The sequence below is a fragment of the Mucilaginibacter sp. PAMB04274 genome, assembly GCF_039634385.2.
In the GTDB taxonomy this organism is placed as follows: domain Bacteria; phylum Bacteroidota; class Bacteroidia; order Sphingobacteriales; family Sphingobacteriaceae; genus Mucilaginibacter.
The window spans coordinates 2,371,371-2,388,548 of record NZ_CP155081.2 but is presented as its reverse complement, the minus strand read 5'-3'; the positions used below and the strand labels follow the sequence as shown (position 1 = coordinate 2,388,548).

The 17,178-nt window shown below is 42.8% G+C and carries 9 protein-coding genes; 5 read left to right on the top strand and 4 right to left on the bottom strand.

The features are described 5' to 3' along the window. Positions 1 to 6: 6 nt before the first annotated feature. Together ABDD95_RS10055 and argS are read right to left on the bottom strand one after the other, a co-directional pair. Positions 7 to 3,063: a SusC/RagA family TonB-linked outer membrane protein gene (locus ABDD95_RS10055; protein ID WP_345951757.1), complete on the bottom strand. Its 3,057-nt coding sequence runs from the start codon at positions 3,061 to 3,063 to the stop codon at positions 7 to 9. Between the two features lie 272 nt (positions 3,064 to 3,335). Next, positions 3,336 to 5,228, bottom strand: coding sequence for an arginine--tRNA ligase (gene argS, locus ABDD95_RS10050; RefSeq protein ID WP_345951756.1), 1,893 nt, complete (start codon positions 5,226 to 5,228; stop codon positions 3,336 to 3,338). 88 nt (positions 5,229 to 5,316) lie between these two features. On the opposite strand from argS, the gene ABDD95_RS10045 reads away from it, so the two are divergent. Together ABDD95_RS10045 and ctlX are read left to right on the top strand one after the other, a co-directional pair. After that, positions 5,317 to 6,765 carry an arginine deiminase family protein gene (locus ABDD95_RS10045; protein ID WP_345951755.1) on the top strand — a complete coding sequence of 483 codons (1,449 nt, stop codon included), beginning with the start codon at positions 5,317 to 5,319 and terminating at the stop codon, positions 6,763 to 6,765. A 125-nt stretch (positions 6,766 to 6,890) separates the two neighbouring features. Then, a complete protein-coding gene (gene ctlX / locus ABDD95_RS10040; RefSeq protein ID WP_345951754.1) occupies positions 6,891 to 7,808 on the top strand; it encodes a citrulline utilization hydrolase CtlX in 918 nt (305 codons plus the stop codon). A gap of 179 nt (positions 7,809 to 7,987) precedes the next feature. On the opposite strand, the gene ABDD95_RS10035 is transcribed toward ctlX, so the two are convergent. Both ABDD95_RS10035 and gltB read right to left on the bottom strand, forming a co-directional pair. Next, a complete protein-coding gene (locus tag ABDD95_RS10035; RefSeq protein WP_345951753.1) occupies positions 7,988 to 9,460 on the bottom strand; it encodes a glutamate synthase subunit beta in 1,473 nt (490 codons plus the stop codon). Between the two features lie 3 nt (positions 9,461 to 9,463). Next, entirely contained in the window at positions 9,464 to 13,990 is a 4,527-nt protein-coding gene (gltB, locus tag ABDD95_RS10030) for a glutamate synthase large subunit (protein ID WP_345951752.1), read from the bottom strand. A gap of 227 nt (positions 13,991 to 14,217) precedes the next feature. Here gltB and ABDD95_RS10025 point away from each other — a divergent pair, with 227 nt between their 5' ends. The 3 genes from ABDD95_RS10025 to hisD all read left to right on the top strand — a co-directional run bounded on the left by ABDD95_RS10025 (position 14,218) and on the right by hisD (position 17,168). Continuing rightward, complete coding sequence (locus ABDD95_RS10025; RefSeq protein ID WP_345951751.1) at positions 14,218 to 14,712, top strand: HAD family hydrolase; 495 nt, start codon at positions 14,218 to 14,220, stop codon at positions 14,710 to 14,712. A 265-nt stretch (positions 14,713 to 14,977) separates the two neighbouring features. Beyond that, on the top strand, positions 14,978 to 15,829 hold the full coding sequence (hisG, locus tag ABDD95_RS10020; RefSeq protein WP_345951750.1) for an ATP phosphoribosyltransferase: 852 nt from the start codon (positions 14,978 to 14,980) through the stop codon (positions 15,827 to 15,829). Positions 15,830 to 15,869: 40 nt separating this feature from the next. Beyond that, positions 15,870 to 17,168, top strand: a complete 1,299-nt coding sequence (hisD, locus tag ABDD95_RS10015; RefSeq protein WP_345951749.1) for a histidinol dehydrogenase — start codon at positions 15,870 to 15,872, stop codon at positions 17,166 to 17,168. Positions 17,169 to 17,178: the final 10 nt, after the last annotated feature.

The window sequence follows — 17,178 nt, the reverse complement described above, 5'->3', positions numbered from 1 at the left end:
AGTTTTTTAGAATCCAAGTTGTATACCAAAAGTGATATTTTTTGAGTTAGGTATCGCACCAGCATTTCCGTTGGCCGGGTCATAAAACTCAGGGTCATAGCCTGGGAATTTAGTAATTGTTACCAAGTTTGTAGCCTGTATATAAGCCCTTAGTGTATTAATCTTATACTTAGATAACAATTTTGCACCAAAGTTATAACCAAACTGAGCTTGCTTTAAGCGGATAAAGTCGGTTTTGAAATAAGTACGTGAACCGCCGGTTGATGCAATACCTTGCGCTTCTGAACCACCATCATACGGACGTGCAACGTCAGTGATCTGACCTGGCGTAGTCCATCTTCTGTCATAAACATCTTGTAAAACGTTTATTAAACGACGACCGTTTTCATACAAGAAACTAACTTGAGAGTCAGAAGCTATTTGACCGTATTGATAAGTGATTAAACCACTCAGGTCAAATCCTTGGTATGAAAAGGTATTGGTTAAACCGCCGTTGAATTTAGGCAGCAATGTATTACCAATGTATCTGCGGTCGGCAGCTACCGGCGAATAGGTGGTATTACCGTTAACGTCATACCACATTGGACGACCTGTAGCCGGGCTAACACCTGCGTAAGGGAACGTAAAAATTGAACCATATGGCGAACCTACACGCACGCTTACGTCACTTGGTAAAATTTGCAGGCCGTTGTATAAGCCGGTTACTTCGTTTTTAGTATATGTAAAATTGAAATCAGTTGTCCACCTAAAGCTACTTCTATCGCGGCCTTGTATGTTAACGGATGATATTTCTACCTCAGGACCTGAGTTCTTAATTGTTCCTACGTTACCGGTAATGCTTGTAAAACCGGTAATGCTCGAAACTGGCTGATTAAGTAAAAGGTTCGAGTTCTTTTTAACGTAATAGGTAAAGTTACCTGAAAGGCGATTTTTAAATAAAGACCAATCTAAACCTAACTCATACTGGGTTGATCTCTCCCACTGTAAGCCCGGGTTAGCCAGTTGGTTAAAAGCAATACCTGATGCACCATTGTAAAGCGGACCAGTACCGTATAACGCTAATGACGAGAAGTTACCAATACCGTTATCAATACCAGCAGAACCTATGCTACCTCTTAGTTTCAAATCATCAATCCAAGATACATCTTTCAGGAAGGATTCTTCCTTGATTGTCCAGGCACCAGTTACACCGCCGAACAAACCAAATTTCTCATCAGTACCAAAGCGTGATGAACCTTGGTAACGGATGTTACCACTTAAGCTGTAACGTTGTTTGTAAGTATATTGTACCCTACCAAAATAACTAAGCGTTTTGAAACCAGTAAAGGTTTGATCAATATCTACAGGAACTGCAGTAGCACCTGCGTTTTGGAACAAAGGCGAAGGCACACCAGTACCATACAGGTACAGCTGCTGGTTAAGTTGCCTTCTGTACTCAAAACCTGCTAAAGCGTTCAACTTGTTATCTTGATTAAAAGCTTTATTATAATTTAAGGTTTGCGTAGTTTGGAAGTTTGTTCTGTAATCGTTGAAAGTCTCAACAGAACCTTTTACAGCGAAAGCGTCATTGGTACGTGGGTCACGGAAACTTTTACCTACTAAGGTTCTGTAGTCCATTGAATAGAATGACTTGAACTGTAAAGATGGTAAAATGTCATAATTTGCAGTGAACGAACCAATCAGTTGGTTGGTGCGAGTGTCGTTAACATTGTATTCGTTTATCGCAACAATGTTTTGATTAAGTACACCTGTAAATGCCTGGCCCGAACCTGGTAAACCAAAGTAAGTACCATTAGCATTATAAACAGGATTTGAAGGAAGAAGTGTACTTGCAGCAAATGCAGGGTTACCTAAAGTACTACCTGATATTGAAAAAGGACCTTTTTGACCAATGGTACTTAAATTTAAGTTAGCATTGATGGAAAGTTTATCAGACGCTTTATGATCTAAGTTTAATTTAAAAGTACCTCTTCTAAAATCGGACTTTGTGATGATAGCTTGAAAGTTTTGATAAGTACCGGAAGTATAGAAAGTTGTTTTATCGCTACCGCCGTTAATTGCACCTTCAAAATTTTGCACAACACCAGTTTTAAATGCATAATCCTGCCAATCAGTTGTTGCTGCATTAGCAATGTCGGCATCAGTTGCAGTAGTTGGCAAGTTAATGTTACCCAATGCCGCGTTGCGTACTGCTGTTGCTGACGATGTAGGGTTAGCATTGGCTAAAGCCTCATACCTTACCTGGTAAAACTCCTGGGTGTTTAAAACATCAAAAGTTTTAATAGCCGACTGGCGGCCTTGATAATAGTTGAAGTTGTACTTGGTTTTACCTGCTTTACCTTTTTTAGTAGTGATTAAAACTACACCGTTAGCACCCTGAGCTCCATAAATTGAAGCGCTAGCCGCATCCTTCAAAATTTCGATAGACTCAATATCGCTTGGGTTAAGACCAGCCAAAGTATTAGTTTGCGTAAAGCCAGAGAAAGTTTCACCTGAAAGCTGCACACCATCCACTACATACAAAGGAGCTGTTACACCGTTAAAAGATCCAACACCACGGATACGCACGTTGATACCACCACCAGGTATACCATTGTTACCTATAACTGTTACACCCGAAGCACGGCCTTGTAACGCGGTTTGCATAGAAGCAATAGGTTGGTTAGCAAACTCGTTGCTGTTAATTCTCGAAATTGAACCACCTACCTCACGCTTGGTTTGAGCAACACCATAGCTACTTACTACTACCTCGTTAAGTGCGCGGCTGTTAGCAGCAAGGGTTACATTTTGAACAGTACCTGTACCAACAGTTACAGTTTTTGCTGTGTAACCGATATACGTAAATGTTAAGGAAGCTGAGGCGCCGGTAACTGTAATTGAGTAAGCGCCTTGAGCGTTAGTTTGTGTACCTGTGCTGGTGCCGGTTAGCTGCACGGATACCCCAGGTAACGGCTGACCGTCGTCTGCACTGGTAACTGTACCTGTGATTTTTCTGCTTTGCGCGAATGCATTTTGAAATGCAAAAACGCTCAAAGCTAGAAGAACAAGTAAAATTTTCTTCATTTGTTAATTGTTTGAGTTAATAAAATAGTTTTCAGGAGTGAAAATTATAAATAATTTTCAATAAACACCAAGAAATTGAAACATTTTTCGCTGCTAAGTCGCACTTTGTTAAAAATGTCAAAAAAAACCCCTTTCCGGCAACAAAATAATAGCGGGCTGTGCGAAAGCACTTACACTTTATTAAAATTTGATTAAACATTCGGTAACAAAAAAAGGGATAGCGAGCACTTAAGCCAACCATCCCTCTTTAATTTCAAAGAAAATTTACAAGCTTACATACGTTCTGGAACTTCAATTCCTAACAAACGCATGCCTTGTGCAATAACATTGGCAGTTGATGCAGATAATTGTGAACGGAAACGCTTTAACTCTTCAGTTTCCGCCTGAAGAATCGACTTTTCGTGATAGAATTTGTTATAAGCTTTAGCAAGCTCGTATATATAGTTGGCTATTGCGGCCGGATTAAAGTCTTTCGCTGCCTGCGTTACTGTTTCCTGATATTGCGATAAGGTTATGATCAAGTCGCGCTCTACCGGATCGAGCATTTTTATACTTGCTGTAGAACCGATATCTCCTACCCTACTTAAAACAGACTTGATACGGGCGTGAGTATACTGAATAAACGGCCCGGTATGGCCTTGAAAATCTACGGATTCATTTGGATCGAACAGCAAACGCTTACGTGGATCGACCTTTAAAAGGAAATATTTAAGGGCACCCATACCTATAATATAATATAAGTGCTGTTTGTCGGCTTCGCTTAAGCCATCTGTTTTGCCTAAAGCCTCGGTTTGTTCTTTAGCGGTAGCTTCCATCTCGGCGATAAGATCATCGGCGTCGACTACTGTACCTTCTCGCGATTTCATCTTGCCCGATGGCAAATCGACCATACCGTAAGACAGGTGAAATAATCCTTTTGCCCATGTTTTACCCAGCTTTTGTAATATCAGGAAGAGTACCTTAAAATGGTAGTCCTGTTCGTTGCCCACCACGTATATTGATTCATCCATCCCAAAATCATTGTATTTAAGCTGTGCGGTGCCTAAATCTTGTGTGATATATACCGATGTTCCGTCGGCACGTAAAACAAGCTTTTGATCGAGGCCTTCTTCAGTCAGGTCAATCCAAACGGAGCCGTCCTCTTTTTTGAAGAAAACACCCCTAGTAAGACCTTCTTCAATAATATCCTTACCTAATAAATAGGTATTCGACTCGTAGTAGTATTTGTCAAAATCTACACCCAGCTTTTTATATGTAGTAGCAAAGCCTTCGTAAACCCATCCGTTCATCGTTTTCCAAAGGCCTATCACTTCTTCATCGCCTGCCTCCCATTTTTGCAGCATTTGCTGCGCTTGCTTCATTAAGGTTGTTTCACTCTTTGCAATGTCTGTTAACTCGTCCCTTTCCTTCGTAATCTTTTCTTCAAAGTCTTTTGACTGTTCAGATTTCAACAGGTTGATCTTTTCAAGATGTCCGTTAATTTTTGACTTTTTTTGTTCCGAAAAACTAGATAAGTCATTATCATTTATTCGTTTTAGTAATGGTTCAACCTGCTTTTTCAGTTCTTTATCGAAAATAACATAATACTTACCCACCAAATGGTCGCCTTTCAAGCCGGATGATTGTGGTGTTTCCCCATCACCAAACATTTGCCAGGCCAGCATAGATTTGCAAATATGAATACCCCGGTCATTAACCAGGTTCGTTTTAATTACCTCATAACCGGCAGCGTCTAAAATGGCCGCTACCGAATAGCCCAACAGGTTGTTACGCACATGGCCCAAATGCAGCGGCTTATTAGTATTCGGCGACGAATACTCTACCATTACTTTTTTACCATTACGGGCGGCTACGCCATACTCCTCTTTACATACTACATTATTATATATAGCCAGCCAGTAAACATCTGCGATTGAAATATTCAGAAACCCTTTTAATATATTAAAGCCAGCAACCTCAGGCAAATTGGCTTGCAGGTATGCGCCAATGTCCTGACCAGTTTGCTCGGGCGATTTACGGGAAAACTTGGTAAAAGGAAATGTTACAATGGTTACCTGCCCTTCAAACTCTTTGCGGGTTTGCTGTAGGTTAACATCCTGTGCGGTTATGTTTGTTTGATATAATTGCTCAACAGCTTTTATAGTAGCGTCAATGATAAAATCCATCCGGCAAAATTAATAAATTGACTTAACCTAACGCCATTAATTGAATTGATTAATAAATCAATAACTTTGAGTTCTTCTGTACTACTTTATGACATCATTCGCTGAACAGTTAAAATTAAACGTAAATTCTGAAATAGGCACCCTTAGAGCGCTCCTCATACACAGCCCGGATAGCGGCTTAGGCAAAGTTGTACCCTCAAAAGCGCAAGACTGGTTGTTTGAGGATATTGTGCATTTAGATACCATGCGCCGAAATGAGTATGACTATTATGTAAAACTGCTGCTTTACTTTTTAGACACCAACAAAATTAAAGGCAAATTACAAGAAATAGACGCACCACAGGCCCAACGCAACTTTTTCAAACCCGATCATTCGGCCTTTTATGCTTCTGATAAAGTTATCGAGATTCAAACCTTACTGGCCGACATTTTGCAAGATGATGTTATTCGCGAGAAGCTGACGGCATCGGTTTGTGCCATTGAAAGCTGCAATTACAGGCTGCAGCAGCAGCTGTATAATACTCCACCTATTGAATTGGCTAAAATCTTCATTTCAGGCTCTCTGCATAAAGACCATATGATATTTGCGCCAATACCTAATCTGATCTTCTCTCGTGATATTGGCATAACCATTAATAATTATATCCTTATTAATAAGCCTGCTAAAAAAGCCCGCTCAAGGGAAACACTGCTCGCAAGGTATATCTTCTTTAATCACCCCATGTTTGCTGCTTACCGCGACAATATCTTGGAGATAACTGAACCTATACAAAACTTTCTACGCCCGGGTAAAGACCAGGAAGAAAAAACTACGCTTGAAGGCGGCGATGTAATGGTGGTGAGTAAAAACCATGTGATTATTGGCTGCAGCGAGCGTACGTCACTTAGCGGCGCATATGAAGCCATCAAATTGCTGTTTGATAATAAGGTGGTTAATAAAGTAACTGTATTAAAAATACCGCATAAGCGGGATTACATGCATATTGATACGGTTTTTACACAAGTAAAACGCAATGTTTGGGTTTTGTTAGGCTCGCTGGCTAAGGCAGATGCCGCTATTACCGCGTCTGATCCGCTGAGTTGGTTTGGAGATAAAAAGCCGAAAGACAAGACCGAGATCGTACAATTTATAAACGGAAAAGACAAGCCCCGGTATTTCAGCTGCATTGAGGAATTACTGGATGATGTTAGCCTGAATGATTTAAACAGTTCAGAACGCACCAGATTTATCTATTCAGGCAATAACAACTTCCCGTTTGATGCCCGTGAGCAGTGGACAGACTCGTGCAACCTGCTGGCTCTTAAAGAAGGTGTTGTTTTAGGATATGACCGCAATGATAAAACAGTTGAAGCTTTCAAAGATGCAGGTTTTAGCGTGGTAAAGGTTGCAGAACTTTTGCAGCAATTTGAAAACGGAGAACAATCTCCGGAGGGTTTGCAGAACACCTTAATTTTGATGCCATCATCAGAGCTATCGCGCGCAAGGGGTGGTTTTCATTGTATGAGTTTACCGTTGCTACGTGATGATATTATCTAGAAACCGACGTTTCATACCGTTATAGTGTTTCATCTTATTTCGCAAATTAAACATGAAACACATCATAATATCAGGCGTTAAATTTTATTTAGCCTATTATTAAAACATTGAACTTCTTATAAGCAATGAGTCAAACCACCTCCAAAATATTAATGATTCGGCCAGCCAATTTTGGCTTTAACGAACAAACAGCAGAAAGCAATGCCTTTCAGCAAAACTGCGAACTACAACAAGTTGCCGAAAAAGCGCTACAAGAATTTGACGCATTTGTAGATCTTTTAGTAAGCAAAGGGGTTAACATAACCGTTTTAAAAGATACCACAGAGCCTCAAAAGCCTGATGCTGTTTTCCCTAACAATTGGGTTTCGTTTCATGATAATGGCGATGTACTGCTTTACCCAATGCACGCCGAAAACCGACGCCTGGAGCGCCGTGAAGACGTGATACGCAAACTCGAGGACAAGTTTAAGGTAAACCATATCATCGATTTAAGCCGTTTTGAGCTGGAGAACAAGTTTTTGGAAGGTACCGGCAGTATAGTGCTCGATCGTGAGAATAAAATAGCTTATGCCTGTTTATCGCCCCGCACCGATGCAGATGTATTAGAAACTTTCTGCAAGCACCTCGGCTTTACAGCCGTTACTTTCAATGCAGTAGACGGCAAGCAACAAGCCATTTATCATACTAACGTGATGATGTGTGTGGGCAACAATTTTGCTGTTGTTTGCCTGGATAGTTTAGCAAATGACAACGAAAAGCAAGTAGTTGCTGATTCCCTTAAAAATACAAATAAAGAAATTATTGCGATCACCTTAGAGCAGATGAACAGCTTTGCCGGCAACATGCTGGAAGTACAAAGTAAAGATGGGAAAAGCCTTTTGGTAATGTCAAAAAGCGCACATCATTCACTTACCGAAGACCAAGTAAAAACTTTAGAAAAGTACACCGAAATTGTGTCTGCCGACTTAACCACAATTGAAACTATCGGTGGTGGCAGTGCCCGTTGTATGCTGGCTGAAATCCACCTCCCAGAAGCAGAATAAGGTTTGCTGATTGAAGTTGATTGTCATTTAAGTGCTTTGCAGGAGCTTGTTTGAATTTTTTCTTGAAAACTATTTAATTCTCAACCCAAATACTAACCAACTACGGGCTCCTTACAATTAAAACAATTAAACTTCAATCAACCCAATCAACCTTTCATTAACTATTTACTAAACAAAAGCTAGTAAGCAAAGGCGCTAACAGCGTCCTTGCTTTCCAGCATAGTATGTCCCATTAAAAACTCGTCTACTTTGCGGGCTGTTTCGCGGCCTTCAGATATAGCCCAAACCACCAGCGATTGTCCGCGGCGCATATCACCGCAAGCAAACACCTTGCTTACGTTAGTACGGTAAACACCTTCTTTAGCTTTTACATTCTTGCGCTCATCCAGTTCAACACCAGCCTGCTCAATCATGCCATTATGCTGCGGGTGCAAAAAGCCCATAGCTAAAAACACCAGTTGGCAAGGCATTTCGCGTTCCGATCCTTCTATCTCCACAAATTTGATAGGTCGGCCGGTTACATCGGTTTCCCAGGTTATATCTGCCACTTTTAATGCACGCAGGTTACCGTTCTCGTCGCCTAAAAATTCTTTGGTGTTCACGCCCCAGTAACGCTGGCAACCTTCCTCATGCGAACTGGTTGTTTTAAGCACCATGGGATAGTTTGGCCAAGGCATATGCGGTGTACGCTCGCGCGGTGGTTTTAAGCTCACCTCAAATTGGTGAACAGAATTGGCACCATGGCGGTTAGATGTACCCACGCAGTCAGACCCGGTATCGCCACCTCCAATTACAATTACATCTTTGCCAGTTGCCAGAATTTCTTCGCCTGCAAACGCCGTTCCACTAACGCGTTTATTCTGCTGTTTTAAAAACTCCATTGCAAAGTAAACGCCCTTTAAATCGCGCCCGGGAATAGGCAGGTTACGAGGTATCGTTGAACCACCGGCCAGTATTACTGCATCGTTGTTGCGGGTAAGTTCATCCATTGATATGTCTTTGCCTACCTCAGTATTGCATTTAAATACAATACCTTCATCTTCCATTACTTTTAAGCGGCGGTCAATTACCCATTTTTCCAACTTAAAGTCTGGAATGCCATAGCGTAATAAACCACCCGGGCGGTCATCGCGCTCGTAAACGGTTACCGAGTGGCCGGCTTTACTCAACTGCGCAGCAGCGGCTAATCCGGCAGGGCCACCGCCAACAACAGCAACCTTTTTACCGGTTTTGATAAAGGGTGCGCTTGGTTTAACAAGGTTACGCTGGTAAGCAATCTCAATAATATGCTTCTCAATTTCTTCAATAACAACCGGGGGTTTATTAATACCTAACACGCAGGCCGACTCACACGGCGCCGGGCAAATACGGCCGGTAAATTCCGGGAAGTTATTCGTTGTAGATAATATTTCGTATGCCTCATCCCAACTTTTACGGTAAACTGCATCGTTAAACTCGGGTATTACGTTACCAAGCGGACAGCCCGAATGGCAAAAAGGAATACCACAGTTCATACACCGTGCCGATTGCTCATTGAGTTTATCATCGCTATATAAACCAACAAACTCGTTATAATTCTTCACACGCTCCTCGGGCGCTAATTTGCCAGGAAGCTCTCTGTTATATTCTTGAAATCCGGTAGGTTTTCCCATTTCTTAATTAGCTGATGTTTGATATTCTTGTTGCAACAAAACTCTCTTGTACTCCTTAGGAAACACCTTCACAAAATTTAAAGCAACCGACTGCCAGTTGTTCAATAAATGCTCCGCCAGCTTACTGTTGGTTAAGTGCACATGCTTTTTTAACAGTGTTGTAATTTGTTCTTCGTCTTGTTTAGTTAGTGGATCCAGGTCAACCATCTCGGTATTGCAGTTGCTTGCAAAATCGCCTTGCGGATTGTAAATCCAGGCAATGCCACCGCTCATACCTGCTGCAAAGTTGCGGCCTGTTTTACCTAAAATAAGTGCACGTCCGCCGGTCATGTACTCGCAGCCGTGGTCACCCACTCCTTCTACCACAACTGTGGCACCAGAATTACGAACAGCAAAACGTTCACCAGCCATACCACGCACAAATAGCTCGCCTGATGTAGCACCATACATAGCCACATTGCCCACAATGATGTTATCTTCAGGCACATAACTTGCATCACCTTTTGGATAGATAGCTAACTGAGCACCAGACAAGCCCTTGCCTACATAGTCATTGGCCTCACCTTCCAGCTCAAAGGCTATCCCTTTAGCAGCAAACGCGCCAAAGCTCTGACCGGCAGAACCTTTAAATTTGAAGTTTATAGTATTTTCAGGCAAGCCCGCGGAACCATATTTCTTGGATATCTCATTTGAAAGTAGCGTACCTACCGTGCGGTCTATATTCTTCAAGTCAAATGATGCGAAAACAGGTGTCCGGTCTGCCAGCGCAGGCTGGGCAGCTTCCAACAGTTTCCAGTCAATGATATTGTCCATACCATGATCTTGTTGCTGACTGTTATGCAAGGTGTTACCCTTAGCATTGGTCACTGGATGCAGTATGCCAGACAAATCAACTTTCTTAGCTTTCCAACTTTGTATGTTATCCTTAACACGCAGGAATTGTACGCGTCCTACCATTTCATTAATAGTACGGAAGCCAAGCTCGGCCATAATTTCGCGCATATCCTCGGCAAGGAAACGGAACAGGTTAACCACATGCTCGGGCTTACCGCTAAATAAGCGGCGCAGATCAGGGTCTTGCGTAGCCACACCTACAGGGCAGGTATTTAGATGACATTTACGCATCATAATACAACCACTGGCAACTAAAGCTGCGGTAGCAACGCCCCACTCCTCGGCACCCAACAAGGCAGCTATCACCAAATCACGACCGGTTTTCATCTGCCCATCGGCCTGTAAAACCACACGGCTGCGTAACTTACTGCGTACCAAAGTTTGGTGCGCCTCGGCCAAGCCAAGTTCCCAAGGCAAGCCAGCATGTTTAATTGAACTTATTGGTGACGCACCTGTACCGCCATCATAACCAGCAATCAGTACCACATCGGCATGAGCTTTGGCCACACCTGCTGCAATGGTACCTACGCCGGCTTTCGATACCAGCTTAACGTTGATACGGGCAGCACGGTTAGCATTCTTTAAATCGAATATTAACTGCGCCAAATCCTCAATGGAATAAATATCGTGGTGTGGTGGCGGCGATATTAAACCTACGCCAGGCGTAGAGTGACGAGTTTTGGCAATCCAGGCATCCACCTTGTGGCCAGGTAATTGTCCGCCCTCGCCCGGTTTAGCGCCTTGCGCCATTTTAATTTGCAGTTCATCGGCATTAGTGAGGTAATTAGAAGTCACCCCGAAACGTGCAGATGCAATTTGCTTAATTGCCGAACGCATAGAATCGCCGTTTGGCAGTTTTTCATAACGCATTTCATCCTCTCCACCTTCACCGGTGTTACTCTTACCGCCAATGCGGTTCATGGCAATAGCCAGCGTACTGTGAGCCTCATGCGAAATAGAACCGAATGACATGGCACCGGTAGCAAAACGCTTCATGATGCTTTCTATAGGTTCAACCTCATCAACAGAGATTGACTCGCGATGATGTGTAAAGTCTAATAAGCCGCGTATGGTAAAGTGCTTTTCAGTTTGTTCGTTTACTAAACGGGCGTAGGTTTTATAAACCTCAAAATTATTGGTACTGGTGGCGTGTTGCAGCAAGTGTACCGTTTGTGGGTTAAACAAGTGAGCTTCGCCACGGCGTTTCCACTGATAAATACCACCTTCCGGCAGCAATTTAACCTCACCCTTTAATGTGGTAAAACCAAACTTATGTTTGCTTAAAGATTCACGGGCTATTTCATCGAGGCCTAAACCACCAATACGGGTAACAGCGCCAGTGAAATAACGATCAACCACCTCCTTATTTAAACCTAGTATTTCAAACTGTTGCGAACCGTGATAAGACTGCAACGTAGATATGCCCATTTTAGAGAAGATCTTAAGCAATCCGTAGTTTACGGCTTTTACATAGTTTTTAGATAGTGATTTAATATCAAGCTCACTGGCAATGCTACCATTGTTCTTCATGGTCTCGATGGTAGAAAGCGCCAGGTACGGATTAATTGCAGTTGCACCGAACGCCAGCAGGCATGCAAAATGGTGCACCTCCCAAACATCCCCTGCTTCAACAACCAAACCTACAGCACCTCTGCGGCCAATTTTAACCAGGTGGTGGTGAACTGCTGAAACAGCTAGCAAAGATGGAATGGCGGCGTGCTCTGAATCCAAAGCACGGTCACTCAGTATTAATACTTCAAAACCATCATCCACCGCATCTTCGGCATACCGGCACAAACGCTCAATACCTTTTTGAAGTGAGCCGGGTTGGCCATCAGCCTTAAAGTAAGTTTGTAGTGTTTTAGCGTGGAATAAACCAGTATCGATACTACGCAATTTTTCCAGTTGGTGATTACGTAAGATGGGGTGTTTAAGCGCTACGCAGTGGCAGTGCATTTTGTCCTCATCAAGCAAGTTACCGTTGTTACCTATAAAGGTAGCCAAACTCATCACTAAACGCTCGCGAATAGGATCTATTGGCGGGTTGGTTACCTGGGCAAAGAACTGCTTAAAGTAGCTTGCCAGATGCTGAGGTTTATCAGACAATATAGCTAATGGTACATCCGTTCCCATGGAGCCAATAGGTTCCATGGCATCTAATGCCATCGGCTTGATGATGCCGTCTATATCCTCACGTGTGTAACCAAATACCTGTTGGTACTTAAAAACCGAATCGGGCGATAAGCTGGTAAATGTAACGCGCGGATCGGGCAGATCTTCTAAGCGTATTTTGTAATTTTCCAGCCAACGGTCGTACGGCTGGCGAGCCGCCATTTCACTTTTAATTTCTTCGTCAGTAATAATTTTATGCTGCACCGTGTCAATCAAAAGCATTTTGCCGGGCTGTAAACGGCCCTTGCTTACTACAGTAGCTTCATCAATGGCCAAAACACCGGTTTCTGACGCTGCTATAACTCTACCATCATTGGTAACCGTATAACGCAACGGACGCAAACCATTACGGTCAAGCAAAGCACCTACTAGTTTACCATCGGTAAAGCAAATAGCTGCCGGGCCATCCCAAGGCTGCATAATGGTGGCATGATACTCATAGAACGCTTTTTTAAGCGGGTCCATTTGTTCATTGCCATCCCAAGCCTCTGGTATCAGCATCATCATTACATGCGGTAATGAACGACCTGAGTGCTGCAGTATCTCTATAATGTTATCTAAGCAAGCGGAGTCGGACTGGTTATTATCAATAACGGGCAACAGCATCTCCATTTCTTCGCGGCTAAAGTATGCCGAAGCTAAAGACTTTACACTCGAGAAGAACCAGTTTAAGTTACCGGTAAGGGTATTGATCTCGCCGTTATGTGCAATTAAGCGGAAAGGCTGAGCCAGTTTCCATGATGGGAAAGTATTAGTAGAAAAACGCGAGTGTATCATGGCAAAGCCCGATACCAAACGGGGATCTGCCAGATCAGTAAAGTATTGGCGTAATTGATACGTAGTTACCTGACCTTTGTAGATAATAGTTTTACAAGAAAACGAGGTGAAGTAAAAATGCTCACCAGCTCCAGCAATGGTTTCATTAACGGTTTTGTTTATAAAGCGGCGAAGCACATAAAGCTTACGCTCAAAATCTTCGGTGTTATTTATGGCCGAAGGTCTTAATACGAATACCTGCTCCACATCGGGTTCAGCGGTACGGGCAGTTTCGCCAATTACCGATGAATTAACCGGGAGCTTACGGAAACCAAGAATGGTTAATCCTAATTTTTCAACCGCACTATAAATTACATTACGACAAGCTTTCTTCAGGGCAGAGTCTTTAGGAAAAAATAACATACCTACTCCATACTCGCCTGGCTGGGGCAAACTCACCTCTATATCCGAACACTCCTCCATTAAAAATTCATGCGGCAACTGTATAAGAATGCCCGCGCCGTCTCCCGATTCGGGGTCACAACCACAGGCTCCTCTGTGCTCCATATTTTCGAGCATAGTTAGCGCATCATGAATAATCTGGTTAGACTTAATGCCGTTTATATTAGCAATAAATCCAGTTCCGCAGGAGTCGTGCTCAAATTCAGACCTGTATAGGCCTTGCTGTTCACATTCTGTTTGATCCATGTTTAAATTAAGATATTGTAAATTGGGCTACTATCACGAATATACTGTTTTTAGATTTTACACAAAATAAAAATTGCTTTTTTGCGATAATTCAAAATTTAATAAGCCCCAGTAACCCTTTATTTCAAATTTCGCAACCAGGAACAATCAAAGCATACGGTAATTTATACTCATTCTAAAGTAAGGCCATTATTAAAGTTTGGTTACCTTTGGCTCAATAAAATATAATGGAGCAAAAAAATAAAGCCGTTTTTTTAGACCGCGACGGCGTCTTAAATAAAGAATTAGGTGACTACGTTTGTCGCCTTGAAGATTTCAAGGTACTTGAACACAACTTTGCACCTTTAAAGGAATTGCAAGACAGGGGATACTTGTTAATTGTAGCTACCAACCAGGGCGGTTTAGCCAAAGGCTGGTATACCGAAGAACAGCTGGCCGAAATGCACCAGCACCTTAAGGATACTTATGCCCAACATGGCGTTACCTTTACCGATATATACTTTTGCCCACACCACCCACTGTTTACCGGCGATTGCGATTGCCGTAAACCCAAACCTGGCATGTTGTTGAAAGGTATAGCCCAACACAACATTGATCCAACACTGTCTTATTTTATAGGCGACCGCGAGCGCGACGTTGAAGCCGGCGAGGCTGCAGGTGTTACCGGCATCCTCATCAACAGCGATCAACCAATAAGTGACGTGCTCCACTTAATTAAGTGAAAGAGTAAAGAATAGAGAGTTAACGATACGGACCTGGTGTATAACTATATTGAAAAATGTAACCAAGTCTTCGTTCTTTACTCTTGACGCTAAACTCTTTTTAATTATATTTGCCGCAGCTCATCAAAAAGTTAGCTATTAAATGAACGGTTTCAATTTACATCATTTGCATATGCACCATCGCCCCCTGTGGCGATAATAATGATGTATGTTTCTACGCGAAATAACAAACCCCGTTTTATTTATAGTATAATACCCCCAACTTGTGAAAACACTTAAAATAGCTATCCAAAAATCTGGACGGCTCAATGAAAAATCAGTAGAGCTGCTTAAAAACTGCGGCTTAAATTTCGAAAATTACAAAAGCTCACTGATATCCCCTGTTTCGAATTTCCCGCTCGAAATTCTCTTTCTACGTGACGACGACATTCCTGAATACGTGCAGGATGGCATTGCCGACTTAGGGATAGTAGGCGAAAACGTAATACAAGAGACAGAAGTTAAAGTTAGCTATTTGCAAAAACTTGGATTTGGCAAGTGCTCACTAAAGATTGCTGTTCCAAACAACACCAGCATTCAGGATGTTGCCGATTTAAACGGCCGTTCTATAGCTACCACCTACCCTGTTATCCTTAAAAAATATTTAGACAGCCTAAACATCAGTGCCGATATCCGCACCATATCTGGTTCGGTTGAAATATCGCCGGGTTTGGGCTTAAGTGATGCCATTTGTGACTTAGTATCAACCGGTGGCACTTTAAAAAGCAACGGATTAAAGCCTTTTGCCGATGTAATGTCGAGCGAGGCGGTGCTTATTGGTCGCCAAGGCTCTGAAAGTGAAGATCTTATACAGGAACTTATTCAGCGTATCCAATCGGTATTGAGGGCTAAAGAAACCAAGTATGTGGTTTTAAATGTAGAGCGCACCAACCTTAATACAGTGTTATCGCTGTTACCTGGCGTTAAAAGTCCGTCGGTGGTACCACTTGCCGAGTCTGAGTGGGTTGCCGTACATACAGTGATACCCGAGCGCGATTTTTGGGATCGCATTAGCCAGCTAAAACAAGCCGGCGCACAAGGCATTGTGGTAATGCCTATCGAAAAAATAATATTGTAAAACCCCAGTCCCCATCAGGGGAGCTATTAATAAGTTTAATATGCTAAAGGTTTATAATTACGCCGAATTAAGCAAAGCTCAGGTCAACGACCTGGTGCAACGCAACATTGACCCGGCTAACGAGATACGTACGGTTGTAGAAACTATAATTGGCAACGTACAACAGCAGGGCGACCTGGCTTTGCTGGACTACGCCCGCCAATTTGATAAAGTTGTACTGGATAAACTTTATCTCGACAAAGCAGAACTGGCCGAAATAGCTACCGCCTTACTTCCAGAGCAAAAAACAGCGCTCGAGGTGGCTTATCAAAACATTTACAAATTTCATGAGAGCCAGTTAAAAGCAGAAAGCAAGATAGAGACCATGCCGGGCGTAACCTGCTGGCGCGAACTGCGGCCTATTGAAAAAGTAGGTTTATACATACCCGGTGGATCTGCCGTTTTGCCAAGCACTTTTTTAATGCTGGGTATACCCGCGCGTATTGCCGGCTGCAAAGAAATTGTGGTATGTTCGCCTCCGGGCAAAAATGGAAAGCTAAATGCTTTTATAGCTTATGTGGCCGAACTGTTAGATATTGACCGCATATACTTGGCGGGTGGTGCACAAGCTATTGCAGCGATGGCTTACGGAACTTCTACAATAACTAAAGTTGATAAGATTTTTGGCCCTGGCAATCAATTTGTAACCAAAGCTAAAACCATCATTCAATCAACTACCGTAACTGCTATTGATATGCCAGCGGGCCCGTCGGAGGTTTTAGTGATTGCCGACGAAACTGCAAACCCGGCGTATATAGCAGCTGATCTATTAGCTCAAGCCGAACATGGTATCGATAGTCAGAGTATATTGGTAGCCACATCAACCCATATTATTGAGCAGACTATTGCCGAGCTGGAAAAGCAGCTACCCATATTGCCGCGTGCCGAAATTGCCGCACAAGCTATCGCTAATTCTTATGCCCTTATGGTAAACGACTTGAGCGAGGCAATGCAATTCAGCAATCAATACGCCCCCGAACACCTGATACTGGCCACTGAAAGCTGGCAGCAAATAACGGAAAGCATTATTAACGCTGGCTCAGTGTTTTTAGGCAACCAAACGCCTGAAAGTGTGGGTGATTATGCGTCGGGCACTAACCATACGCTGCCAACCAGCGCTTACGCCAAGGCCTACTCAGGGGTTTCTGTTGATTCGTTTGTGAAGAAGATTACCTTTCAACACCTAACACCCGAGGGTTTAAAAGCCATCGGTCCGCATGTGGAGATACTGGCTGATTTGGAAGGCCTGCATGCACATAGAAATGCGGTAAGTGTAAGAATGCAATCAGAAGTTAACTAAACACTATGGC

Excerpts from the sequence above, each read along its gene's own strand:
- ABDD95_RS10055 (WP_345951757.1), bottom strand. The coding sequence starts at position 3,063 with ATGAAGAAAATTTTACTTGTTCTTCTAGCTTTGAGCGTTTTTGCATTT.
- argS (WP_345951756.1), bottom strand. The coding sequence starts at position 5,228 with ATGGATTTTATCATTGACGCTACTATAAAAGCTGTTGAGCAATTATAT.
- ABDD95_RS10045 (WP_345951755.1), top strand. The coding sequence starts at position 5,317 with ATGACATCATTCGCTGAACAGTTAAAATTAAACGTAAATTCTGAAATA.
- ctlX (WP_345951754.1), top strand. The coding sequence starts at position 6,891 with ATGAGTCAAACCACCTCCAAAATATTAATGATTCGGCCAGCCAATTTT.
- ABDD95_RS10035 (WP_345951753.1), bottom strand. The coding sequence starts at position 9,460 with ATGGGAAAACCTACCGGATTTCAAGAATATAACAGAGAGCTTCCTGGC.
- gltB (WP_345951752.1), bottom strand. The coding sequence starts at position 13,990 with ATGGATCAAACAGAATGTGAACAGCAAGGCCTATACAGGTCTGAATTT.
- ABDD95_RS10025 (WP_345951751.1), top strand. The coding sequence starts at position 14,218 with ATGGAGCAAAAAAATAAAGCCGTTTTTTTAGACCGCGACGGCGTCTTA.
- hisD (WP_345951749.1), top strand. The coding sequence starts at position 15,870 with ATGCTAAAGGTTTATAATTACGCCGAATTAAGCAAAGCTCAGGTCAAC.